Origin of the sequence: Streptomyces sp. NPDC007025 (assembly GCF_042869455.1) — a bacterium.
GTDB lineage: Bacteria > Actinomycetota > Actinomycetes > Streptomycetales > Streptomycetaceae > Streptomyces.
The window spans coordinates 46,618-69,183 of record NZ_JBIAFT010000003.1 but is presented as its reverse complement, the minus strand read 5'-3'; the positions used below and the strand labels follow the sequence as shown (position 1 = coordinate 69,183).

19 protein-coding genes are annotated in these 22,566 nt (G+C 74.5%); 8 read left to right on the top strand and 11 right to left on the bottom strand.

Going from position 1 to position 22,566, the window contains the following annotated elements; all coding sequences use genetic code 11:
* Positions 1-196 precede the first annotated feature (196 nt).
* Positions 197-967, bottom strand: a complete 771-nt coding sequence (locus ACFYMO_RS06735; RefSeq protein WP_366774855.1) for an IclR family transcriptional regulator — start codon at positions 965-967, stop codon at positions 197-199.
* Positions 968-1,115: 148 nt separating this feature from the next.
* Between ACFYMO_RS06735 and ACFYMO_RS06730 the strand changes: the two genes are divergently transcribed.
* Both ACFYMO_RS06730 and ACFYMO_RS06725 read left to right on the top strand, forming a co-directional pair.
* Positions 1,116-2,681 carry an aldehyde dehydrogenase (NADP(+)) gene (locus tag ACFYMO_RS06730; RefSeq protein WP_366774854.1) on the top strand — a complete coding sequence of 522 codons (1,566 nt, stop codon included), beginning with the start codon at positions 1,116-1,118 and terminating at the stop codon, positions 2,679-2,681.
* 39 nt (positions 2,682-2,720) lie between these two features.
* The gene (locus ACFYMO_RS06725) at positions 2,721-3,785 is read left to right on the top strand and encodes an aminotransferase class V-fold PLP-dependent enzyme (RefSeq protein ID WP_366774853.1); all 1,065 of its coding nucleotides are present in this window, start codon (positions 2,721-2,723) and stop codon (positions 3,783-3,785) included.
* 149 nt (positions 3,786-3,934) lie between these two features.
* Here ACFYMO_RS06725 and thpD read toward each other — a convergent pair whose 3' ends face one another.
* The 4 genes from thpD to ectA all read right to left on the bottom strand — a co-directional run bounded on the left by thpD (position 3,935) and on the right by ectA (position 7,424).
* Positions 3,935-4,834, bottom strand: coding sequence for an ectoine hydroxylase (gene thpD, locus ACFYMO_RS06720; protein ID WP_366774852.1), 900 nt, complete (start codon positions 4,832-4,834; stop codon positions 3,935-3,937).
* A gap of 172 nt (positions 4,835-5,006) precedes the next feature.
* Positions 5,007-5,411, bottom strand: a complete 405-nt coding sequence (locus tag ACFYMO_RS06715; RefSeq protein WP_019358304.1) for an ectoine synthase — start codon at positions 5,409-5,411, stop codon at positions 5,007-5,009.
* A 137-nt stretch (positions 5,412-5,548) separates the two neighbouring features.
* Entirely contained in the window at positions 5,549-6,817 is a 1,269-nt protein-coding gene (ectB, locus tag ACFYMO_RS06710) for a diaminobutyrate--2-oxoglutarate transaminase (protein ID WP_366774851.1), read from the bottom strand.
* A gap of 91 nt (positions 6,818-6,908) precedes the next feature.
* A complete protein-coding gene (ectA, locus tag ACFYMO_RS06705) occupies positions 6,909-7,424 on the bottom strand; it encodes a diaminobutyrate acetyltransferase (protein WP_366774850.1) in 516 nt (171 codons plus the stop codon).
* 512 nt (positions 7,425-7,936) lie between these two features.
* On the opposite strand from ectA, the gene ACFYMO_RS06700 reads away from it, so the two are divergent.
* The 6 genes from ACFYMO_RS06700 to ACFYMO_RS06675 all read left to right on the top strand — a co-directional run bounded on the left by ACFYMO_RS06700 (position 7,937) and on the right by ACFYMO_RS06675 (position 15,271).
* Positions 7,937-9,034 (top strand): amidohydrolase family protein, encoded by a 1,098-nt coding sequence (locus ACFYMO_RS06700; RefSeq protein WP_366774849.1) that lies wholly within the window; start codon positions 7,937-7,939, stop codon positions 9,032-9,034.
* A gap of 164 nt (positions 9,035-9,198) precedes the next feature.
* On the top strand, positions 9,199-10,641 hold the full coding sequence (locus tag ACFYMO_RS06695) for a carboxyl transferase domain-containing protein (protein ID WP_366774848.1): 1,443 nt from the start codon (positions 9,199-9,201) through the stop codon (positions 10,639-10,641).
* A 68-nt stretch (positions 10,642-10,709) separates the two neighbouring features.
* On the top strand, positions 10,710-11,567 hold the full coding sequence (locus tag ACFYMO_RS06690) for an ABC transporter ATP-binding protein (RefSeq protein ID WP_388544736.1): 858 nt from the start codon (positions 10,710-10,712) through the stop codon (positions 11,565-11,567).
* The gene (locus ACFYMO_RS06685; RefSeq protein ID WP_366774846.1) at positions 11,564-12,541 is read left to right on the top strand and encodes an iron-siderophore ABC transporter substrate-binding protein; all 978 of its coding nucleotides are present in this window, start codon (positions 11,564-11,566) and stop codon (positions 12,539-12,541) included. Before ACFYMO_RS06690 ends, ACFYMO_RS06685 begins: the two co-directional genes overlap by 4 nt.
* Before the next feature lie 4 nt (positions 12,542-12,545).
* Complete coding sequence (locus tag ACFYMO_RS06680; RefSeq protein ID WP_388544732.1) at positions 12,546-14,639, top strand: iron ABC transporter permease; 2,094 nt, start codon at positions 12,546-12,548, stop codon at positions 14,637-14,639.
* Between the two features lie 221 nt (positions 14,640-14,860).
* Positions 14,861-15,271, top strand: a complete 411-nt coding sequence (locus ACFYMO_RS06675; RefSeq protein WP_366774844.1) for a DUF1992 domain-containing protein — start codon at positions 14,861-14,863, stop codon at positions 15,269-15,271.
* Positions 15,272-15,316: 45 nt separating this feature from the next.
* On the opposite strand, the gene ACFYMO_RS06670 is transcribed toward ACFYMO_RS06675, so the two are convergent.
* From ACFYMO_RS06670 to ACFYMO_RS06645, 6 genes are read right to left on the bottom strand one after another with little or no spacing between them, the layout of a single operon-like run.
* On the bottom strand, positions 15,317-16,630 hold the full coding sequence (locus ACFYMO_RS06670; RefSeq protein WP_388544729.1) for an alpha/beta fold hydrolase: 1,314 nt from the start codon (positions 16,628-16,630) through the stop codon (positions 15,317-15,319).
* Positions 16,631-16,668: 38 nt separating this feature from the next.
* On the bottom strand, positions 16,669-17,784 hold the full coding sequence (gene cobC, locus ACFYMO_RS06665) for an Rv2231c family pyridoxal phosphate-dependent protein CobC (protein ID WP_366774842.1): 1,116 nt from the start codon (positions 17,782-17,784) through the stop codon (positions 16,669-16,671).
* Positions 17,781-18,296: a cobalamin biosynthesis protein gene (locus tag ACFYMO_RS06660; RefSeq protein ID WP_388544725.1), complete on the bottom strand. Its 516-nt coding sequence runs from the start codon at positions 18,294-18,296 to the stop codon at positions 17,781-17,783. Before ACFYMO_RS06660 ends, cobC begins: the two co-directional genes overlap by 4 nt.
* Positions 18,293-19,675 carry a cobyrinate a,c-diamide synthase gene (locus ACFYMO_RS06655; protein WP_366774321.1) on the bottom strand — a complete coding sequence of 461 codons (1,383 nt, stop codon included), beginning with the start codon at positions 19,673-19,675 and terminating at the stop codon, positions 18,293-18,295. Before ACFYMO_RS06655 ends, ACFYMO_RS06660 begins: the two co-directional genes overlap by 4 nt.
* 34 nt (positions 19,676-19,709) lie before the next feature.
* Positions 19,710-20,318: a cob(I)yrinic acid a,c-diamide adenosyltransferase gene (gene cobO / locus ACFYMO_RS06650; RefSeq protein ID WP_388544722.1), complete on the bottom strand. Its 609-nt coding sequence runs from the start codon at positions 20,316-20,318 to the stop codon at positions 19,710-19,712.
* Positions 20,318-22,483 carry a putative cobaltochelatase gene (locus ACFYMO_RS06645; protein ID WP_366774323.1) on the bottom strand — a complete coding sequence of 722 codons (2,166 nt, stop codon included), beginning with the start codon at positions 22,481-22,483 and terminating at the stop codon, positions 20,318-20,320. The genes cobO and ACFYMO_RS06645 overlap by 1 nt, the downstream gene beginning before the upstream one ends.
* Between the last annotated feature and the right edge of the window lie 83 nt (positions 22,484-22,566).

Below are 22,566 nucleotides of genomic sequence, written 5' to 3'. Positions count from 1 at the left end.
GGGGCCGCCGGGCGCCCCGCGCGGGGGGGCCGCGGCCGGGTGGGGTGGGGGGCGGGGCCCCCCCGTGCGGGGGGCGGGCCCCGGCGGGGCCCCCGGCGGGGGGGGGGGCCGGCCCCCCCGGGGGGGGGCGCCGCCCCGCCGCGGAGGGGGAGACCGGAGTCCGGGTGAGCCGCCTGGCGGACCGGCAGGCAGCCCGTCAGAGGGTGCGGGTGGCGTACACCAGCCGGTCGCGCGCGTCGAACAGCGCGTGTTTGACCGTCTGTTCGTGCTCGGGCGTCAGCCGGGCCACCGGCACCGAGCAGCTGATGGCGTCCCGGGCCGGCGTGCGGTAGGGGATGGCGACGCCGTAGCAGCGCAGCCCCAGCGTGTTCTCCTCGCGGTCCAGCGCGTACCCCTGTTCGCGCACCAGCCGCAGTTCCTCCAGCAGTTGTGCGCGGTCGGTGCGGGTGTGCTCGGTGAGCCGCTCCAGCGTCTCCGGGAGCATGGCGCGCACCTGTTCGTCCGAGTGCGTCGCCAGCAGCGCCTTGCCCAGCGCGGTCGAGTGCGCGGGCAGCCGGCGGCCGACGCGGGCGACCGGGCGCAGATGGTGCGGGGACTGCCGGACGGCGAGGTGTACGACGTCGGTGCCGTCCAGCCGGGCCAGGTGGACGGTCTCGGTGGTGTCGGCCAGGAGGTGGTCGAGCGCGGGTTTGGCCGCGGCCACCGCCTCGTCGCCGTCGATGTACGACGTCCCCACCAGCAGCGCCCGCACCCCGATGCCGTACCGGGTACCGGTGGCGTCCGTCTCGACCCAGCCGAGGTCGGCCAGGGTGCGCAGCAGCATGTAGAGGCTCGACTTGGGGTAGCCGACCGCGGCCTGGACGGCGGCGAGGGTGTGCATCCCCGGCCGCTCCGCGAAGAACTCCAGGAGTTCCACGGTCCGTACGGCCGACTTGACCTGCGATCCCCCCGCCTCGGTACCCGGCATCGACCTTGACCCCTCTGTTCGCGCAGCTCTACAGTCCGGAAGGAATTCATCCACAGGGATGTCGTTCAGCATACCGAACACACTCTGCGGGCCCCGGACATCTGCCGGGCCCGCGGGGGAGCCGATCCGCCAGACCAGGAGGACCCCGGTGGCAGCAGCACCAGTGTGGAGCGTCGACCCCCGTACCGGAAAGCAGCGCGAACGGGTCGCCGACGAGGCCACGGCGGCCGACGTGGACGCGGCCGTGCAAGCCGCGCACCGGGCGCTCCCGGCGCTGGCCGACCGGGCCGCCCGGGCGGCTTTCCTGCGCGCCGCGGCGCAGCGCCTGGAGGCCGACGGCGAGCGGATCGTCGCCGCCGCGGACGCCGAGAGCGCCCTGGGCCTGCCCCGGCTGACCGGCGAACTGGGCCGTACCACAGGACAGTTGCGCTCCTTCGCCGACGAGGTCGAGGACGGCGGACACCTCGACGTCATCATCGACCGTGCCGATCCCGCACGCACCCCGCCCCGCCCCGATCTGCGCCGCTACAAGCTGCCGATCGGCGTCGTCGCGGTCTACGCCGCCTCCAACTTCCCGCTGGCCTTCTCCGTCCCCGGTGGCGACACCGCCAGCGCCCTGGCCGCCGGCTGTCCCGTCGTGGTCAAGGCGCACCCCGACCACCCGGCCACCTCCCAGCTGTGCGCGGCGGCACTGCGTGCCGCCGCCGCCGACACCCGGCTGCCCGAGGACGTCGTCTCCGTCGTGCACGGTTTCGAGGCAGGCGTCGAACTGGTGCGGCACCCGCGGGTGTCGGCCGCCGGGTTCACCGGCTCGGTCAAGGGCGGCCGTGCCCTCTTCGACGCGGCTGCCGCCCGGCCCCGCCCGATCCCCTTCCACGGCGAACTCGGCTCGCTCAACCCCGTCGTGGTCACCCCCGCCGCGGCCGCCGAGCGCGCCGAGCGGATCGGCGAAGGGCTCGGCGGCTCCATGACCCTGGGCACCGGCCAGTTCTGCGTCAAGCCCGGCCTGGTGCTGGTTCCCGAGGGCGCCGACGGCGACCGGCTGCTGGCGGCGCTCTCCGGTGCGCTGCGGGCCACCGCGCCCGGCCATCTGCTCGACGACCGGATGCGGGAGGCGTTCCTGGCGGGCACCGCCGGACGGGCCCGCCTCGCCTCCGTCGCGACCCCGGTCGCCGCCGGGGCCGGCGAGGACGAGCGGACCGTGCGGCCCGGGCTGTTCGCCGTCGCCGCCGCCGACCTGGGTGCGGAGCACGAGCTGCTGTTCGAGGAGTGCTTCGGTCCGGTGACCGTCGCCGTCCGGTACGCGGACGAGGCCGAGGCCGAGGCCGTGCTCGGGCGGATCGAGGGGAGTCTGACCGCCACCGTGCACCTCGGCGCCGAGGAGGCCGCCGGCGGCGGCGGTGCCGGCCGGCTGGTCGCGCGGCTCACCGCGCTGGCCGGACGCGTGTTGGTGAACGGGTGGCCCACCGGTGTCGCCGTCGCACCCGCGCAGCACCACGGGGGTCCGTACCCCGCCACCACCTCGACCTCGACCTCGGTGGGGGCCACCGCGCTGGAGCGCTGGCTGCGGCCGGTCGTCTTCCAGGACACGCCCGAGGCACTGCTCCCGCCCGAGCTGCGCGACGCCAATCCGCTGGGACTGCCCCGCCGGATCGACGGCGTACGGGAGCAGCCGGCGGCGGACGGGGCCGTGCGCGGGCCCGCCGCCGGGTAACCGGTGGACCCCGGCCACCGGGCCCGGGACACTGGGCGGATGGACCAACGTGTGCTCGCCGCCGAGTTCCAGCCCGAGGTCACCTACTGCAACACCGCGTCCCAGGGCCTCCTCCCCACCCGTACCGCAGCCGCGCTCACGACGGCCACCGCCGACATGGCGGCCGGGCGGATCGACCATGCCGCCTATTACGCCGCGGCCGACGCGGCGCGGGCCGCCTTCGCGCGGATCGCCGGGACGACCCCGGACCGCGTCGCGGCCGGCAGCGCGGTCTCCACCCACACCGGGCTGGTGGCCGCCTCGCTCCCCGCCGGTGCGGAAGTGCTCGCCCCGGAGGGCGACTTCAGCTCCGTCGTCAACCCGTTCACGGTGCGGGACGACGTGACGCTGCGCACCGTGCCCCTGGCGGAACTGCCCGAGGCGGTGGCCGCCTCCACCACACTGGTGGCCCTCAGCGCCGTGCAGTCGGCGGACGGCCGGATCGCCGACCTGCCCGCCGTCCGGGCCGCCGCCCGCGCACACGGCGCCCGGGTGCTGCTGGACGCCACGCAGGCCGCGGGCTGGTTCCCCGTCGAGGCCGACGAGTACGACTACGTCGTGTGCAACGCCTACAAGTGGCTGCTGTGCCCGCGGGGCGCGTCCTTCCTGGTCGTCTCCGCGCAGGCGCAGGAGGAAGGAGCGCTGCTGCCGCTGCACGCGGGCTGGGTGGCGGGAGCCTCACCGTGGGACGACTGCTACGGTCCGATCGCCCGGCTGGCCCCGGACGCCCGGGCGTACACGGAGTCGATCGCCTTTCTGCCGTACCTCGGTGCGGTGCCCTCGCTCGCCCTCGTCGAGGAGCTGGGCGGCCCGGAGGCGATCGGCGCGCACGACCGGGCGCTCGCCACCCGGTTCCGTGCGGGGGTCGCCGAACTGCCCGGTGGATACGAACCGGTGCCGGGGGACTCGGCGATCGTCGCGGTACCCGGTCTCGGGCACGCCGTCGAGAAGCTGGCCGCGGCCGGGGTGGCGGTCGCGGCCCGGGACGGCAATCTGCGCGCCAGTTTCCATCTGCACAACACCGACGCGGATGTGGAGCGGCTGCTCGACCTGCTGGCCGGCTGATCCGGGGCCGGTGTCCGGAGGTCCCCGCCGTCCCGGCCGGTCCAGGGCCCGGCCGGTCGTAGGGTCCGGGCCGCAGCCGGCCCGTCCCCGCATGATGCGGGGGAGGGACCCGCGGGTCCCTCCCCCGCACCATCAGGGCACCGGCCGTGTCACTTCACCGGGGTGAAGTCCCGCGCCCCGATGAACTCGGGGCGGCGGACGGGCGCGGCGAACGGCTCCACTGCCTCGTTCTCGACGCTGTTGAAGACGATGAACACATTGCTCCGCGGGTAGGGAGTGATGTTGTCACCGCTGCCGTGCATGCAGTTGCAGTCGAACCAGGTCGCCGAGCCGGGCTTGCCCGTGAACAGCTTGATGCTGTGCGCCTCGGCGAACTTGGTCAGGGACTCGTCGGAGGGCGTCCCCGCGTCCTGCATCTGCAGCGACTTCTTGTAGTTGTCCTTCGGCGTCTCGCCCGAGCAGCCGAGGAAGGTCTTGTGCGACCCCGGCATGATCATCAGACCGCCGTTGGTGTCGTAGTTCTCCGTCAGCGCGATCGAGACCGACACGGCCCGCATGTGCGGCATGCCGTCCTCCGCGTGCCAGGTCTCGAAGTCGGAGTGCCAGTAGAATCCCGTGGCGCCGAAGCCCGGCTTGACGTTGATCCGGGACTGGTGGACGTAGACGTCCGAGCCCAGGATCTGCCGTGCCCTGCCCACGACTCGCGGGTCCCGCACCAGTCGGGCGAAGACCTCACTGATTTTGTGCACCTCGAACACGGTCCGGATCTCGTTCGACTTCGGCTCCACGATGGAGCGTTCGTCGGTACGCATCTCCGGATCCGAGGTGAGCCGTTCCAGTTCCCCGCGCAACACGTCGACCTCGTCAGGGCCGACGAGCTGATCGTCGGCGAGGAACCCGTCCCGCTCGAAGCACGCCAGCTCCGCGGCCTCGATCGGCCCCGGAGTACCCGGTTCGGACCACACGACGGGGTCCATCCGCGGGATGGCCACCTCGGTGGTTCCACGGGTCGGGTACAGGTCGGCGATGCGCTCGGGTGCGGTGGTCATGGTTGTGCCTTCCTCTCCTCTCGTACGGCCCTGTTCACATGGCGAAACGGCCGGGACGGCCGAAGTGGACCGGCGAACGGTCCCCCAGCACGGTGGGGCTGAGCCTCAGCGTGTCAGTACGGCGGAGCAGATGCCCCGCCGTACTGCGGCGCGTCGCCGCTCTGCCCCGGGGTCAGCCCTCGTCGGGCTCGGTGAGCAGCGGGTAGACGCCGTTCTCGTCGTGGTCCTCACGACCGGTGACCGGCGGGTTGAAGACGCACACGCACCGGAAGTCGGTCTTCGGGCGCATCGTGTGCTTCTCGTGCCCGTTCAGCAGGTACATCGTGCCGGGGCTGATCCAGTGCTTCTCGCCGGTCTCGTCGTTGGTCAGTTCCGCCTCACCCTCGACGCAGAGCACGGCCTCGATGTGGTTGGCGTACCACATCGAGGTCTCGGTGCCCGCGTAGAGCACGGTCTCGTGCAGGGAGAAGCCCACCTTCTCCTTGGCGAGCACGATGCGCTTGCTCTCCCAGGTGCCTGACGCCGCCTTGACGTGTCGGTCGGTGTTCTCGATGTCTTTGAAGGAACGAATGATCACGGCGTGATGGTGCCTTTCTCTGTGTGCATGACGGAAGAGCGTCCCCCTGTCCATTCCGGCGGAGCGCTCTCCCGGCGGTGTCCACTACGGAAGAGGCCCGTCCCGGCGGGTAGCCGGGACGGGCCGATCCATGCGGGTCAGGCGGTTTCGCGAACTGCCCGGGCCAGGATACGCAGCCCTTCGTCCAGTTCGTCGGGGCTGATGGTCAGCGACGGCAGGAGCTTGACCACCTCGCTCTGCGGCCCCGAGGTCTCGATGAGCAGCCCCAGGTCGAAGGCCCGCTTGGCCACCGCGTTGGCGCGGCTCTTGTTGTGGAACTCCAGGCCCCACACCAGGCCGCGGCCGCGGTAGTCGGCCACCTCCGCGGGGTGCTCCTCGGCGATGGCCTTCAGCTGCGCTTCGACCTGCTCGCCGCGGGAGAGCGTCTGCTTCTCCATCTGGCCGTCCGCCCAGTAGGTCTGCAGGGCGGCGGTCGAGGTCACGAAGGCCGGGTTGTTGCCGCGGAAGGTGCCGTTGTGCTCGCCCGGCTCCCAGATGTCCAGCTCCGGCTTGAACAGGGTGAGCGCCAGCGGCATGCCGTAGCCGCCGATGGACTTCGACAGGGTGATGATGTCCGGCTTGATGCCCGCCTCCTCGAAGGAGAAGAAGGCACCGGTGCGGCCGCAGCCCATCTGGATGTCGTCCAGGATCAGCAGCATGTCGTGCCGCTCGCACAGCTCGGACAGGGCCCGCAGCCACTCCGCGCGGGCGACGTTGATGCCGCCCTCGCCCTGCACCGACTCGACGATCACGGCGGCGGGCTTGTTCAGACCGGAACCCTGGTCCTCCAGCAGCCGCTCGAACCAGACGAAGTCCTCGGTGGTGCCGTTGAGGTAGTCGTCGAACGGCATCGGGGTGCCGTGCACCAGCGGGATGCCGGCGCCCGCGCGCTTGAACGCGTTGCCGGTGACGGCGAGCGAGCCCAGCGACATGCCGTGGAAGGCGTTGGTGAAGGAGACGATCGACTCGCGGCCCTTCACCTTGCGGGCCAGCTTCAGCGCCGCCTCCACGGCGTTGGTGCCGGTCGGGCCGGGGAACATCACCTTGTGGTCCATGCCGCGCGGCTTGAGGATCAGTTCCTGGAAGGTCTCCAGGAACGCACGCTTGGCGCTGGTGGACATGTCCAGCCCGTGCACCACGCCGTCGCGCTCGAGGTAGTCCAGCAGCGCCCGTTTGAGGACCGGGTTGTTGTGGCCGTAGTTGAGGGTGCCCGCTCCGGCGAAGAAGTCCAGGTAGGTGTGGCCGTCCTCGTCGTACATGTGCGCGCCCTGCGCGCGGTCGAAGACGGTCGGCCAGCCACGGCAGTAGCTGCGCACCTCCGACTCCACGGTTTCGAAGACGCTCAGGTCGGGCGGGGTGATGGTCACAGCTTGCTCCAGGGAGTGAGTCGTGTGCGAAGAAAGTCTTGTTATGGGCGGTCGGCGACGGTGCCTACCCGCCGGGGTGCGGCCGTATACGTCAGCGCTTCGATGCGCCGGGAAACACGACCGGACCGATCCGGTACAGCACTTCCGGCAGGTGGCCGTCCTCCGGGAAGAGGGCGGCGTCGAACAGCACGTCCTTGGCGACCGCGGCCGAGTGGCGCTGTGCGTAGGAGGTGAACAGCCGGTTGGAGGGGGTGTTGTCCGGGGTGACCGTGGTCTCGACGGTGTCGATGCCGAGCTCCTCGGCGACGCGGAGCGTCAGTCCGTCCAGCATCGCGGCGGCGAGTCCGCGGCCGCGGGCGGCCTCGTCGACGGCGACCTGCCAGACGAGGAGGGTGCGCGGCTGCTGGGGGCGCACGTAGCCGGTGATGAAACCGACCGGCTCACCCGCGTCGTCGCGGGCGACCACCGAGGTGGCGGCGAAGTCGCGGCACCACAACAGGTAGCTGTACGAGGAGTTCAGGTCGAGGGTCTTCGAGTCGCGGGCGATGCGCCAGATCGCGGCTCCGTCGTCCACACGGGGTGTGTCGAGCTTCAGTCCCTCCGGCATTTCGAGAAAGTCTCTGTGGGCACCTGCATGGTCTGCTTGTGCGGCGGTCATGTGAATTCAATTTACCCAGCAGAATCTGAAACTGCACGGGGGAGAGGGGTTACGCGGAAGGGGGGTCATGTGTTATCGCGCACGGGCGTGCGGGCGCGCAGACCCGCCGGGATCGGCCCGGATTTAAGCGGATGTGTCCGTGTATAGCAGTCGACCTGTGGAGTACATCACAGTGCTATAACGTCGTCGGCGCCGGCCCCGGATTAGCGAGTCGCAGGTAACAAAATCTTAGCGTTTGAGCTTGCGGAAAGCGGGCAGAAGAATAAGGACGGCTGCACCGGAAAAGTGACCCGGATTGCATCGTAAAGCTGGAGACCGCGACGTGTCTGCCCTTTCGGCGGATCCGTTGCTCGATTCTTCGCTTTCGGATCCGCCGATGTTCACGTCCCCGTCCCCCGCCGGACCGCTCCCACCGCGGGCGCTCTGGACGCCGCGACGCCCCGCACTCGTACAGTGCGGGCATGAGCGAGCGCGCGAGTCTGCATATCAAGGGGCGGGTGCTGGTCGGGCCCGAGGACGTACGGGACGAGCTGTGGGTGGTGGACGGGCACGTCACCTACCGGCGGCCCGCCGCGTCCGGCGGCACCGGGCCCGAAGTGCTGACCGGCTGGGTGCTCCCGGGGCTGGTGGACGCGCACTGCCACGTCGGGCTGGACGCGCACGGCCCGGTGGACGACTCGACCAGTGAGAAGCAGGCACTCACCGACCGGGAGGCGGGCGCGCTGCTGCTGCGCGACGCCGGATCGCCCTCCGACACCCGCTGGATCGACGACCGCGACGAGCTGCCCCGCATCATCCGCGCGGGCCGCCACATCGCCCGTACCCGCCGCTACATCCGCAACTACGCGCACGAGATCGAGCCGGGCGACCTGGCGGCGTACGTGCGCCGTGAGGCGCGGCGCGGCGACGGCTGGGTCAAGCTCGTCGGCGACTGGATCGACCGGGACGAGGGGGATCTGAGCCCCTGCTGGCCGCGCTGGGCCGTCGAGGAGGCCATCGCGGCCGCGCACCAGGAGGGCGCCCGGGTCACCGCGCACTGCTTCGCCGAGGACTCGCTGCGCGACCTGGTGGAGGCCGGGATCGACTGCATCGAGCACGCCACCGGGCTGACCGAGGAGACCATCCCGCTCTTCGCCGAGCGCGGCGTCGCCATCGTGCCCACCCTGGTCAACATCGCCACCTTCCCGGCCCTCGCCGCGGGCGGCGAGGCCAAGTTCCCCCGCTGGGCCGCCCATATGCGCTCCCTGCACGCCCGCCGCCACGACACCGTACGGGCCGCCTGGGACGCGGGTCTCCCCGTCTTCACCGGCACCGACGCGGGCGGCTCGCTGGCGCACGGGCTGGTCGGCCAGGAGGTCGCCGAACTGGTGACGGCGGGCATACCGGCGCTGGACGCGCTCGCCGCGAGCACCTGGGCCGCCCGGGACTGGCTGGGCCGACCGGGCCTCACCGAGGGCGCGCCCGCCGACTTCGTCCTCTACGAGGCGGACCCGCGCGCCGACGTCCGCGTCCTGCAAGCCCCGAGCCACGTGGTGCTGCGGGGGCGTGTGGTGCGCTGACCAGGGGCGGTGCGGGTCGCCGGAGGGGGCGCTTCGGGACGCGGGCCGGCGGGACGCAGGCCGTCGGGATGCGGGCGGAACGCGAAGGGCGCGCACCCCGGAACCGGGCCGGTGGCCCGGCAGGCCCCGCTGACAGACGGGCGTGCGTACCCCAGCCTGGACCCATGAGCCCCACCGGACCCAGGACCAGTGCGCGTACGCTGCTCGCCCGGCTGGCGACCGGCTTCCGCGAGTACCACCCCGGCGGCGCCGGGCCCGGCCCGTCCCCGGCCGACGGCCCGCTGGGCTGGCCCGGGTACGACGCAATGCGCGCGCGGGCGCACGAGCGCACCGGGGAGCACGAGTCGGTGGTGTGCGGCAACGGGCGGATCGGCGGGCGGGACGCCGTACTGCTCTGCTTCGAGTTCGGCTACCTCGGGGGCTCCCTGGGGGAGCGCACGGGCGACCGGATCGAGGCGGCCCACACCCGGGCGCGCGAGCTGCGGCTGCCGCTCGTCACGCTGGTCGCCACCGGCGGCAGCCGGATGCAGGAGGGGATGCGGGCCCTCGTCCAGCTCCAGCGGGTGGCCCGGCAGAGCGCGCTGACCCGCGCGGCCGGACTGCCGCAGCTCGCGGTCGTCCGCGACCCGACCACCGGCGGCGGCTGGGCCACGCTGGCCGCGGGCGCCGACGTGGTGCTCGCACTGCCCGGAGCGCAGGCCGCGTTCGCGGGCTCCCGGGTACGGCCCGGCGGAGCCGATCCCGCCGCCTACACCGCGGAGGCCCAGCACGCGGCCGGGCACCTCGACCGGATCGTGCCCGAGGTGGAGCTCGGCGGGGCGCTCACCCGCTGGCTCACCCTGCTCACCCCGGCGTCCGGCGGCCGGGCGCGGCCCGAGCCCGTCCCGGTGCCGGACGCGCTGCCCGGACCGTCCGGCGGCGGACGGCTGCCGGCAACCGGTGCCGAAGCCGTCGCACGCGCCCGTGCGGCGGACCGCCCCCGCGCCGCCGCCTATCTGGACGCCTGCCTCGCCGGCCGCGAGGAGATCAGCGGTGACCGCTGCGGCGGTACCGATCCGGGAGTGCTGTGCGGATTCGGGCGACGCGCGGGCCGCACGGTGGCCTACGCGGCGCAGTGCGGCACCCCCACCGGTCCGGCCGGCTACCGCACCGCGGCCCGGCTGATCAGACTGGCCGACCGGCTGCGCATCCCCGTCCTGACGCTGATCGACACCCCCGGTGCCGCCAACGGGCCGGAGGACGAGCGCGCCGGTGCGGGCCCCGCCATCGCCGAGGTGTTCGCCGCCGTCGCCGAGGCCACCGTCCCCCTCACCTCCCTCCTGATCGGCGAGGGCGGCTCGGGCGGCGCCCTCGCCCTGGCCGCGCCCGGCAATCTGTGGGCCACGCCCGACAGCTACTTCTCGGTCATCGCCCCGGAATCGGCCGCCGCCATCCTCAAACGCGGCCCCGGCCAGGTCCGGCGGACCGCCGAGGAGCTGCGGCTGCGCCCGCAGGACGCCGTCGAACTGGGCGCGGTCCGCGGTGTGGTGGGCCCGGCGCCCGGTGCGGCGGCGCCTCGGGGCGAGCCCCGAGGCGCCGCGCGCGGGGACCGGGGAGCGGGGGAGTAGCTGCCCGTTGCCGCGTCCGGTCCAGGGGGCCGATGGCCGAGCAGTAAGGGTAGGCTAACCTTTGTCAGGTGAATGCCGGTGAAGAGACCCCGAAGGCGCGGCGCCCCTGCGGTCATGAGCTGTCCGCCACGGACGTCACCGTGGCCTACGACGGCGTCGACGTCGTCCATGACGCCTCGTTGACGCTGCACCCCGGCGTGGTGACCGTCCTGGTGGGCCCGAACGGCAGCGGGAAGTCGACGCTGCTGCGCACCCTCGCCCGGCTGCAGCGGCCCCGGAGCGCGACGCTCACCCTCGACGGCGAGACCGACGGCCTGGCCCTGTCCCCGCGCGCATTCTCCCGGCGTGTCACGCTGCTGCCCCAGGGACGGCCCACCCCCAGCGGGCTGACCGTGCGGGACGTCGTCGAGTTCGGCCGCTATCCGTACCGCGGCCGCTGGGGCAAGGCGGATCCGGACGGCCGGGCCGCCGTGGACCGCGCGCTGGCCCTGACGGGCCTCGCGGACCTGTCCGAACGGGGCGCCGAGCACCTCTCCGGAGGCCAGCTCCAACGGGTGTGGCTCGCGAGCTGCCTCGCCCAGGACACCGGACTGCTGCTCCTCGACGAGCCGACCACCTATCTCGACCTGCGGTACCAGGTCGAACTCCTCGACCTCGTCCGGGACCTGGCGGACGAGCACGGCGCCGCCGTCGGCGCCGTGCTGCACGATCTCGACCAGGCCGCGGCCGTCGCCGACCGGATCGTCCTGCTGGACGCGGGGCGGATCGTCGCCGACGGCGTCCCCGAGGACGTGCTGACGCCCCAGCGGCTCACCGACACCTACGGCATCCGCATCGACGTGGACACCGATCCCCGCACCGGTCGGCCGCGCACCCGCGCGATCGGCCGGCACCATTCGCGAAACGAGAGGCTCCGCACCGCATGAGACACCTCCTCCTGGGCGCCGCGGCCGTCGCCGCGGCACTCACCCTGACCGCCTGCGGCACCACCGAGCCCGCGGCCGACGACGCCGGGAAGAAGAGCGACCCCGTCACCCTCACCGGCGCCTCCGGCAAGAAGGTCGAACTGGACGCGCCCGCCAAGCGGGTCGTCGGAACCGAGTGGCACGAGGTCGAACTCCTGGTGTCCCTCGGCGTCGACCCGGTCGGCGTCGCCGACGTCAAGGGCTACCGGACCTGGGACACCGCGGTTCCGCTGAAGAACGAGCCCAGGGACATCGGCACCCGCGGCGAGCCCAGCATGGACACCGTCGCCGCGCTGAAGCCGGACCTCGTCATCGCCAGCACCGACCTGCCGCCGAAGGCGGTGAAGCAGCTGCGCAGGATCGCCCCGGTGCTGGAGGTGCAGTCCGCCGACGCCTCCGACCCGATCGGGCACATGAAGGACAACCTCGACCTGGTCGCCAAGGCCACCGGCACCACGAAGCGGGCCGAGAAGCTCGAGAAGGACTTCGACGCGCACCTCGCCGACGGCAGGAAGACCCTCGCCGACGCCGGTCTGGAGGGCGCCGATTACGCCTTCGCCGACGGCTACGTCAACTCCAACCAGGTCTCCATCAGGCCTTTCACCAGCGGCTCGCTCACCGGAGCCGTCAACGAGAAGCTCGGCCTGAAGAACGCCTGGAAGGTCAAGGGCGACAAGGCCTACGGCCTCGGCAGCACCGACGTCGAGGGCCTCACCGAGCTCGACGACGACGTCCACTTCGCCTACATCGGCAACGACGGCGACAAGAGCAGCACGCCGTTCACCGGCGCCCTGGCCGACGACTCCGTGTGGAAGTCGCTGCCGTTCGTCAAGAAGGGCAACGTCCACCGGCTGCCCGACGGCATCTGGATGTTCGGCGGTCCCGAGTCGATGAACCAGTACATCGACGCGGTCGTCGAGGCCCTGGCGGAGTAGCCGCATGGCCGTCACCGCGACCCCCTCCGGCCCCGCTCCGCCGGCCGCGCCCCGCGAGGCCGGAACCCGGCAGGGCCCCGCCCGCAAGGGCGCGGCCTCGGTGGCGGCCGCTCTGCTGCTGCTCGTGGCGGGACTCGCGCTCGTCGACATCACGCAGGGCACCGCCTCGGTCGGCGCCCCCGAGGTCTGGAAGGCGCTCACCGGCCGGGCCGACCCCTCCGACGCGTCCGTCGTGATCGCCTCCCGGCTGCCGAGGATGACCGCCGGGCTGCTCGTCGGCGCGGTACTGGGCGCTGCGGGTGCCGCCCTGCAGGCGGTCAGCCGCAACGTGCTCAGCTCCCCCGACACCCTCGCCGTGAACGCGGGTTCCTACCTGGCGCTCGGGCTGGCCGCCGTCACCGGAGTCTCGCTGCCGCTGTTCGCCTCCTCCGGGATCGCGTTCGCCGGGGGCCTCGCGGCGGCCGCCGTCGTGCTCGGACTGTCCGGCCTGGGCGCGGGCACCGTGCGGCTCGTGCTCGCCGGAAGCGCCCTGACCCTCGGCCTCACCGCCGTCACCCAGGCGCTGCTGCTGCTCTACCCCGAGGAGACCCACGGCCTCTACCAGTGGAAGCAGGGCAGCATCGCGCAGCACGGGTTCGACGGCGTGCTGCAGCTGGCGCCCATCGGCCTGGTCGCCTTCCTCGGGCTGCTGCTGACCGCGCGCCGGGTCGACGCCCTGGCCCTCGGGGACGATGCGGCCCGCGGCCTCGGCGTCCCCGTCCGCGCCACCCGCGTCACGGGCGTCGTCCTCGCGACGCTGCTGTCCGCCGCGGCCGTCACCCTCGCGGGGCCGATCGGCTTCGTCGGGCTGTGCGCGCCCGCCCTCGTCCGCCCCCTCGCCCGCCGGTACCGCGTCTTCACCCGGGCGCGGGCCCGCATCCCCGCGGCGGGGCTGGCCGGAGCGGCGCTGGTACTCGGCTCGGACGTGCTGCTGCGCGCCCTCGTGCCCGCGGACACCGCGGTCGCCGTGCCGACCGGCGTCGTCACCAGCCTCGTCGGCGCTGTCTTCCTGATCGCGATGGCCACCCGGGTGCGGGACACCGCCGGAGCGGCAGCGCAGGACCGGCTGCGCCTCCGCAGCCGGGCCGCCTTCCTCACCACCGCGGCCGTCCTGGTGGCCGCTCTCGTCGCGGTGGCCGTCGCCGCCGTCCTGCTGGGGGACGCCAAGCTGCTGCTGGGCGACGTGCTCAACTGGGCCCAGGGCAGGGCGGGCCGGACCGTGTCGTTCGTGCTGGACACCCGGGTGCCCCGGGCCCTCTGCGCGCTCCTCACCGGTGCGGCGCTCGCGCTGGCCGGGACGCTCGTCCAGGCCGTGACCCGCAACCCCCTCGCCGAGCCGTACGTCCTGGGTGTCTCCGGCGGCGCCGCATTGGGCGCCGTGGCCCTGGTGACGACGGTGCCGCTGGCCGGATCGTGGAGCGTGGCCGGTGCGGCGTTCGCGGGCGCCGCGCTCACCGCCGTGCTCGTCTTCGGACTCGCCGCCCGGGGCGGCTTCCGGCAGAACCGGCTGGTCCTCGTCGGATTCGGCTTCGCCACCGGGACCGCCGCGCTGATCAGCCTGCTCATCATCCTCACCGACCCGTTCAACGCCATCAAGGCCCTCACCTGGCTGTCGGGTTCCACCTACGGGCGGACCCTGGCCGACGCGGTACCGCTCGCCGCGGTGCTCGCCGTCGGCGTCGCCGTCGCGGTCGCCCGGCGCAGGGAACTCGACCTGGTGTCGCTCGACGAGGACACCCCGCGGCTCCTCGGGCTGAACCTGGGGCGTGCCCGGCTCGGCTTCCTCGTCCTGAGCGTGGTGCTCAGCGCCTCCGCGGTGGCGGCCGCCGGTGCCATCGGCTTCGTCGGGCTCGTCGCGCCGCACGCGGCCCGCGCCCTGGTGGGCAGGCAGCACCACCGGGTGATCCCGGTCGCGGTGCTGCTCGGCGCCATTCTGGTCGGCTCCGCCGACCTGCTGGGCCGCACCGTGATCGCCCCTGCCCAGCTGGGTGCCGGACTGGTGACCGCCGTGATCGGTACGCCGTACTTCCTGCACCTCCTGGCCCGCAGCCGCCGGTAGCGCACCGGACCGGGCGCGTTCCCGCCGTGCGGCAGCGGCGGGACGGCGCGGCCGCACGGTGTCCGCACCCCGCCACCGGGCCGCCCCGGAGGGCCGGTTGCCGACGCGGTGTGCCAGCCGTCTGTCCGCCCGCGCCTCCGCCTGGGACAATGGGAGCGACGCCCGCCACGGCGACCGTCGGCAGCGACCACCGACGGCGAACCCGAAGCGAAGGATGCGCCATGACGGAACGCAAGCCACCCGGAATCAGCTTCGAGAGCTGGGCCGACCGGCAGATCAGGGAGGCCCAGGAGCGCGGCGATTTCGCGGACCTGCCCGGCACCGGGAAGCCGCTGCCCGGCCTGGACAAGCCGTACACCGAACAGTGGTGGGTCGAGCGCAAGATGCGCGACGAGAACCTCTCCTACCTGCCGCCGTCCCTCGCGCTCCGCAAGGAGGCGCAGGAGGCCCGGGAGCAGGCGGCGCGGGCGCGCTCGGAGGCGGAGGTGCGGCGGATCCTCACCGAGATCAACGAGAAGATCGACGAGGCAGTCCGCCACCCCCCGGAAGGCCCGCCGCACCGGCTGGTCCCGTTCGACGTGGAGAGCGCGGTGCGCGAGTGGCGCTCGGCCCGCCGCACCGAGGGCCGCTGACACACCCGACGGGCACCCGGGCCGGCCGGCCCGGTTCGCGGTGCCTCACACCTCGCCGCGGGCCATCGCCACCAGGCGCTCCAGCACCGTGCCCTCGCTGACCCGCAGCCCGTCGTGCTCCCACTCGTCGGTCACCCAGGTGCGCACCCGGGCCACGGCGCGCGCGGTGGCCAGCGAGTCGTCGCGGTCGACGTACATGTCGTCGTGGTAGACGGCGGCGTACACCGGCACCTCGTTGCGGGCCAGCCGCCGCGTGTCGTACAGGTCCGGCCAGTCGCCCCGCTCCGCCAGCAGCCGCGCCGCCTCGCGCAGCGGTACCAGCGCCGGGTCGAGGTCGAACATCCACGGATAGATCATCTCCCCGGTGAAGAGCACCGGCCCGTCCGCGGACAGCGCCCGCCCCGCGTCGAACTCCGGGAACTCCGCACGCACCCGCTGCGCGGCCCACCGGGTACCGCCGGTGCTCACCGAGCGCTGCGCCCAGATCGGTTCGTGCAGCGCGGCGAAGAGCGGGTTGGCCGCCAGCGAGACCTGGGCCCGCACGCCCTCCAGGAAGCCGTCCGACAGTTCGGGCCCCGCCGCGCCCCCGATCCAGGCGTCCTCCAGCAGGTAGTGCAGCCGGTGCGATCCCGAGCCCTCGCCCAGCAGCATCCCGAGGTACTGGAACCGCTCCACCGTCAGCGGGCTCCCGTCCGGGAGCCGCACCTCGTGCTCCGCCAGGTGGGCCGCGATCCGCCGCACCGCCGCCACGTCCTGCGGGTAGCGCGCGTAGTGCGCCGCGTTCTTGGCGGCCACCCGCGGGTAGGCCGCGCGGTAGGCGTCCTCGGGGCCGGTGCACAGCCCCGGCAGACCGCCGGTCACGAACGCCTCCCGGATCCCCTCGGGCGCGAACGAGAGATAGGTGAGCGTGCAGAAGCCCCCGAAGCTCTGTCCGAGCGTCGACCACGGCACGTCCTCCCCCAGCAGCCGCTTCCTGATCAGCTCCGCGTCCCGGACGATCGAGTCGGCCCGGAAGTGCGCCAGATGGTCGGCCTGCTGCCGCGCGGTGCCGCGTGCGGCGAGGGACTGCCGGTTGGCGGGGGAGGAACGCCCGGTGCCGCGCTGGTCGAGCAGCAGCACCCGGTAGTGCCGCAGTGCGGCCCGGAGCCAGTCGGCCCGGCCGACGGGACGCGGTGCACCGTTGCCGGGCCCGCCCTGGAGGAACAGCAGCCAGGGCAGTTCTTCGTCCTGGCGGCCCGCGGCGGCCACCTCGCGGGCGAACACCTCGATCTGCTCGCCGTCCGGCCGCGCGTGGTCCAGCGGAACGGCGAAGACGTGGTCCCGCAACACGGTGCCGGGGTGCCGCAGCACGGTGGGCATGGCGTTCCTCCTTCGGTCTGTTCCGGATGCGGGGCGGCTCAGCGCGCGCCCGCGGCGTCCAGTGTCTCCAGCGCGCGCTCCAGCGCCGTCGCGAACCGGCCGGTCGTCGCCGGGTCGCGCACCGCCACCCGGAACCACTCCGGGCCGAGGCCGGGGAAGGTGTCCCCGCGCCGCACGGCGAACCCCAGCTCCCGCAGCCGGTCGCGCAGCGCGGCGGCGCGGGGGTGCCGTACCAGCAGGAACGGGCCCTGCGGTGCCGGGGTCGCCTCCCGCACCCCGGCCGCGGCGAGCGGCGCCAGCCGCTTGCGCAGCCGGTCGCGGTCCGCCGCGAACCGGAGGGCCGCCGTCTGCGCCTCGGCCAGCGCCTCGGGGGCGGTGCACGCCTGCGCCGCGACCAGGGCCGGGGTGGAGACGGGCCACAGCGGCTGCTGACGGGCCAGGGCGCCCACGGTCGCCGGGTCGCCGAGCACATAGCCGACCCGCAGCCCGGCCAGCCCCCACGTCTTGGTCAGGCTGCGCAGCACGACCGTCCGCCCGGGCAGCCGGGCGAGCAGCGGCACCAGCGACTCCCGCTCCCCGGGTACCGCGTCCATGAACGCCTCGTCGACGATCAGCGTGCGCCCCTCGCGGGCGAGTCGCGCCAGCTCCGCGGCGGGGTGCAGCACGGACGTCGGGTTGGTCGGGTTGCCGACCACCACCAGATCGGCCTCGTCCGGCACGGTGCCCGCCGCCAGCCGGAACCCGTCCTCCGGCCGCAGCAGCACCCGCTCCACCCGGTGGCCCGCGTCCCGCAGGGCCGCCTCCGGCTCGGTGAACTGCGGATGCACCACGACCGGGCGGCGGGCCGGAAGGGCCCGGGCGAGCAGCACGAACGCCTCCGCGGCTCCCGCCGTCAGCAGCACCCGCTCCGCGGGCAGTCCGTGCCGCTCGGCCACCGCGGCGCGCGCCGGCCCGCCGTCGGGGTAGGCGGCCAGCGTCGCCAGCGAGGCCGCCAGCCGCTCCCGCAGCCACGCCGGGGGCGTGCCGGTGCGCACGTTGACGGCCAGGTCGGTCAACCCGGCTCCGTCGCCGCGCACTTCCGCGTCCCCGTGGTGCCGCAGTCCGTCCGCGGTCGCCGGTGCGTCCCCGGACGTGCCGGGCCCGTGCCCGTTCACCGCTCCCGCCCCGGGACGGCGAGGGCGGCGACGGCGGCGGTGGCGCGCACCGGGGCTCCCGCCGCCGGACGCGACTTCGTCTTCGGGACCAGCAGCACCGGGGCGCCGCCCCGCACGGTCGTCCCGCCGCCGCCCCCGCAGGCCAGCAGCGCCGCCGCCTCGGCGACCGAGGGCGTGCCCACGGCCGCACGGGAGAAGTCCGAGGGGTGCGGTACCCGCACCCGGGCCAGCGTCCGCGCGTCGTAGGCGATCAGCGGCAGGTCCAGCCGCCGGGCCGCCGCCAGCAGCCCGGGTTCGGCGGCCCGCGCCTGGACGGTCGCGAGTGCCGTCGCGCCGCCGGAGGCGGCCCCGTCCGCCGGGAACGGCGCACGGACGCCGGGCCCGGCGTCCGTGCGCACGGCCGCCAGCACACTCATCACCACGTCCAGCACCTCCTCTGTGTGCACGCCCGCGCAGGTGCCCACGCCGACGGTGACGAGCCGCGGCCCGGCGCCCGTGCCCAGAGCGCTCATACGGCGCTGCCCGCTGGGCTCCCGGCCTCCCACCGCGCCGCGCAGCGCGCCGCGAACCGGGCCGCCATCCGCGGCGCGGCGGCCCAGTGCACATGCAGGTAGGAGGCGTGCACGTTGCCCTGGACGAAGCCCTCGGTGCGGCGTTCGGGCCGCACCAGCCCCCAGGCGGGCACCTGCCCGGCGCCCGGCAGCAGTTCGGTGCGGTGGAACTCGTGCCCGCGTACCCGGGTGCCCGCCTCGGCCAGGGCGCTGTCGGCCACGGCGACCGCCTCGCGGTAGCCCAGTGTCAGCCGCTCGGCCATCCGGCCGCGCGCGTCGAGCACCCCGCACATCGGCTTGCCGTCCAGCTCCCGCGCCAGGTAGAGGAGCCCGGCGCACTCGGCCGCCATCGGTCCGCGGAAGGCCGCGATCTGCTCCCGCAGGGGGCGGTTTTCGGCCAACTCCGGTGCGTACATCTCGGGGAAGCCGCCGCCGACGACCAGCCCCGCGGTGCCGTGCGGCAGCGCCCGGTCCCGCAGCGGGTCGAAGGGGACGACCTCGGCACCCGCGGCCCGCAGCAGCTCGCCGTGCTCGGCGTAGGAGAAGGTGAACGCCTCGCCGCCGGCCACCGCCACCCGCGGTGCCCGGGCCACCGGCCGTGCCTCCAGCTCGGCGGCCGGGTCCCACGCCTCCTCGGGCAGCGGCGGCGCCTGCCGCGCGAGCGCCAGCAGCGCGTCCAGATCGCAGCCGGTGCGCACCTGCTCCGCGAGGGCCGCCACCGACTCCACTGCTTCCGCGCGCCGCTCCGCGACCGGCACCAGCCCCAGGTGCCGGGAGGGCGCACGCACCGCCTTGGCGCGGCGCAGCACCCCCAGCACCGGCACGCCCGAACCCTCCAGGGCCTCCCGCAGCAGCTCCTCGTGCCGGTCCGAGCCCACCTTGTTGAGCACCACCCCGGCGACCCGCACCTGCGGGTCCCAGGAGGCGAAGCCGTGCACCAGCGCGGCCACCGAACGCGATTGCGAGGAGCCGTCCACCACCAGCACCACCGGGGCCCGCAGCAGCTTGGCGACATGCGCGGTCGACGCCAGTTCGCCCTGTCCGGCGGCACCGTCGTACAGCCCCATCACGCCCTCGACGACCGCGAGGTCCGCGCCGGCGGCGGCATGGCCCAGCAGCGGGGCGATCCGATCCGGGCCGCACAGATAGGCGTCCAGGTTGCGGCCGGGGCGGCCGGTCGCCAGCGCGTGGTAGCCGGGGTCGATGTAGTCGGGTCCCACCTTGTGCGGCGAGACGGCCAGCCCTCGCGCGGTGAACGCCGCCATCAGCCCGGTGGCCACGGTCGTCTTCCCGCTGCCGGAGGACGGTGCGGCGATCACCAGGCGCGGGGTGCGGATCACGCGGCGGCTCCCGGCCGCCCGGCAGCGCCGCCGCTCACCACTCGATGCCCCTCTGCCCCTTCTGGCCCGCGTCCATCGGGTGTTTGACCTTCGACATGTCGGTGACCAGGTCGGCCGCGTCGATCAGCTGCTGCGGCGCGTTCCGGCCGGTGATCACCACGTGCTGGTTGCCGGGGCGGTCCCGCAGCACGGCCGCGACCTCCGCCGGGTCCACCCAGCCCCAGTGCATCGGGTAGGCGAACTCGTCCAGCACCAGCAGCCGGTAGGTCTCGGCCGCCAGATCCCGCTTGACCTGCTCCCAGCCCTCCCGGGCCGCCGCCTCGCTGCCCATCTCGCCGTCCTGGACGTTGCGCTGGATCCAGGACCAGCCCTCGCCCATCTTGTGCCAGGTCACGCTGCCGCCCTCGCCCGAGTCGCCGAGCACCTTCAGGGCGCGTTCCTCGCCGACCCGCCACTTCGCGGACTTGACGAACTGGAACACCCCGATCGGCCACCCCTGGTTCCAGGCGCGCAGCGCCAGCCCGAAGGCGGCCGTCGACTTGCCCTTGCCGACGCCGGTGTGAACCGCCACCAGCGGCCTGTTGCGCCGCTGGCGGGTGGTGAGACCGTCCTGGGGCACGACCTCCGGCTGTCCCTTCGGCACTATGCGGCCCTCCCTGTGTGCTTGCCTGCCTGCCGTGCGCCGCGTGCGTCCGTCGAGTGCCGGACCAGGTCCGTCACCGCGTCCGCCCGCAGCTCCTCCAACGTGACCGCCTCGCCGCCCAGTTCGGCGGCCAGCTCGCGGGCCAGCCCCAGCCGCACGTGCCCCGCCTCGCAGTCCACGACCACCGAGGCGGTGCCGTCCGCCGCCAGCAGCCGCGCCGCCTGCCGGGCCCGCACCAGCGGCTCCGGGCCGCCCGTCGCGCGGCCGTCCGTGACGGTGACCAGCAGCGGCCGCCGCGCCGGGTCCCGCAGCCGCTCGACCCGCAGCACCTCCCGCGCCCGCAGCAGCCCGGCAGCCAGCGGGGTGCGCCCACCGGTCGGCAGCGACTCCAGCCGCGCCGCCGCCGCGTCCACCGATGAGGTGGGCGGCAGCGCCACCTCGGCCGCACCGCGCCGGAACGTCACCAGACCCACCTTGTCCCGCCGCTGGTAGGCGTCCAGCAGCAGCGACAGCACCGCGCCCTTGACCGCGCCCATCCGCTGCCGGGCCGCCATCGAGCCGGAGGCGTCCACCACGAACAGCACCAGATTGCCCTCGCGGCCCTCCCGCACGGCCTCCCGCAGATCGTCCCGGCGCAGTACGAGTCCGCTGCCGCGGCGGCCGCGGACGTGCTGGTGCGGGGCTGCCGCCTGCACGGTGGCGGCCAGATGCAGCTTGCCGAGCGTTCCCTGCGGGCGGCGCGACCCCGTGGTGCGGCCGTGCGAGGTCCGGGCCCGCGAACGCCGGCCCGCCGCGCCCTCGCCGAGCCCCGGGACGGTCAGGGTGCGCGCCGCGAACGGCTCGCCGGACGCCGCGGTGCCCTGGGGCGCCGCGGGCGCGTCGGGGTCGGGTACGCCCTGCCCGGAGTCGGGTGCCTGCGCCGAGGCCCCGGGGGAGGGCTGCGGGCCGGACTGCTCGGTGGTCCGCTCGGCGGGGTCCGGCTGCGGCTGCTCGGGGACGGACGGCTCGCCGCCCGCGGCGTTCCGCGACTCCTCCCGCGGCGGCGCCGCGCCACCGCCGCCGCCGTCCGGCCCGCCGCCGTCGGGACCACCGTCCTCGGGGCCGTCCGGTCCGCCGGGTTCTTCCGGACCGTCCGGCCCGGGACCGCCGTCGGGCTCGCTGTTCTCCTCCAGCGTGCGGTCCAGCTTGTCCTCGTCGAGGCCCGGGGCGTCGAACGGGTTGCGCCTGCGCCGGTGCGGCAGCGCCAGCAGCGCCGCCTGCCGGACATCCGCGGACTCGACCCGCGTCCGGCCCGCCCAGGCGGCGAGCGCCACCGCCGTGCGCGCCATCACGATGTCCGCCCGCATGCCGTCCACCTCGAACGCGGCGCAGACGGCGGCGATCTGCCGCAGCGCCACGTCGTCGAGTTCCACGGCGGGCAGCAGCGCCCGGGCCGCCGCGACGCGCTCGCGCAACTCCCGCTCGTCGTCCGCCCAGCGCGCCGCGAAGCCAGCCGGGTCGTCGTCGTGGGCGAGCCGCCGCCGCACCACCTCCACCCGCTCCTCCGGATCCCGGGAGGCCGCCACCTCGACCGTCAGCCCGAACCTGTCGAGCAACTGGGGGCGCAGCTCGCCCTCTTCCGGGTTCATGGTGCCGACCAGCAGGAACCGCGAGGCGTGCCGGACGGAGACGCCCTCGCGCTCCACGTAGGAGGCGCCCATGGCGGCGGCGTCCAGCAGGACGTCGATCAGGTGGTCGTGGAGCAGGTTGACCTCGTCCACGTACAGGATGCCGCGATGCGCGTCCGCCAGCAGCCCCGGCTCGAACGCCTTCACGCCCTCCGCGAGCGCGCGCTCGATGTCCAGCGCGCCCACCAGCCGGTCCTCCGAGGCGCCGACGGGCAACTCGACCATGCGCGCCGCGCGGGCCTGCGCGGCGGCCGTCTCGTGCGGCCCGTCCGGGCACTCCGGGTCGGGCGCCGCGGGATCGCAGCTGAACCGGCAGCCCGCCACCACGGGCACCTCCGGCAGCAGGTCCGCCAGGGCCCGGACAGCGGTGCTCTTGGCGGTGCCCTTCTCACCGCGCACCAGCACACCGCCCACCGCCGGGCTGACGGCGTTGAGCAGCAGGGCCAGCCGCAGGTCGGCCATGCCGACGACCGCGGTGAACGGATACCGGGCGCTCATGCGCTGATCACTCCTTCGAGTGGCGTTCGTGCTGTGCTGGTCGGGTTGGCCGGGCCGGCCGGGCCGAGTCGAACTGGTCCCGG

Bases quoted from the DNA above. Each gene is read 5' to 3' on its own strand.
- ACFYMO_RS06660 (WP_388544725.1), bottom strand. From the start codon at position 18,296: ATGAGCGCTCTGGGCACGGGCGCCGGGCCGCGGCTCGTCACCGTCGGC.
- ACFYMO_RS06695 (WP_366774848.1), top strand. From the start codon at position 9,199: ATGAGCCCCACCGGACCCAGGACCAGTGCGCGTACGCTGCTCGCCCGG.
- ACFYMO_RS06700 (WP_366774849.1), top strand. From the start codon at position 7,937: ATGAGCGAGCGCGCGAGTCTGCATATCAAGGGGCGGGTGCTGGTCGGG.
- ACFYMO_RS06735 (WP_366774855.1), bottom strand. From the start codon at position 967: ATGCCGGGTACCGAGGCGGGGGGATCGCAGGTCAAGTCGGCCGTACGG.
- ACFYMO_RS06675 (WP_366774844.1), top strand. From the start codon at position 14,861: ATGACGGAACGCAAGCCACCCGGAATCAGCTTCGAGAGCTGGGCCGAC.
- thpD (WP_366774852.1), bottom strand. From the start codon at position 4,834: ATGACCACCGCACCCGAGCGCATCGCCGACCTGTACCCGACCCGTGGA.
- ACFYMO_RS06685 (WP_366774846.1), top strand. From the start codon at position 11,564: ATGAGACACCTCCTCCTGGGCGCCGCGGCCGTCGCCGCGGCACTCACC.
- ACFYMO_RS06670 (WP_388544729.1), bottom strand. From the start codon at position 16,630: ATGCCCACCGTGCTGCGGCACCCCGGCACCGTGTTGCGGGACCACGTC.
- ACFYMO_RS06680 (WP_388544732.1), top strand. From the start codon at position 12,546: ATGGCCGTCACCGCGACCCCCTCCGGCCCCGCTCCGCCGGCCGCGCCC.
- ectA (WP_366774850.1), bottom strand. From the start codon at position 7,424: ATGCCGGAGGGACTGAAGCTCGACACACCCCGTGTGGACGACGGAGCC.
- ACFYMO_RS06645 (WP_366774323.1), bottom strand. From the start codon at position 22,483: ATGAGCGCCCGGTATCCGTTCACCGCGGTCGTCGGCATGGCCGACCTG.
- ACFYMO_RS06725 (WP_366774853.1), top strand. From the start codon at position 2,721: ATGGACCAACGTGTGCTCGCCGCCGAGTTCCAGCCCGAGGTCACCTAC.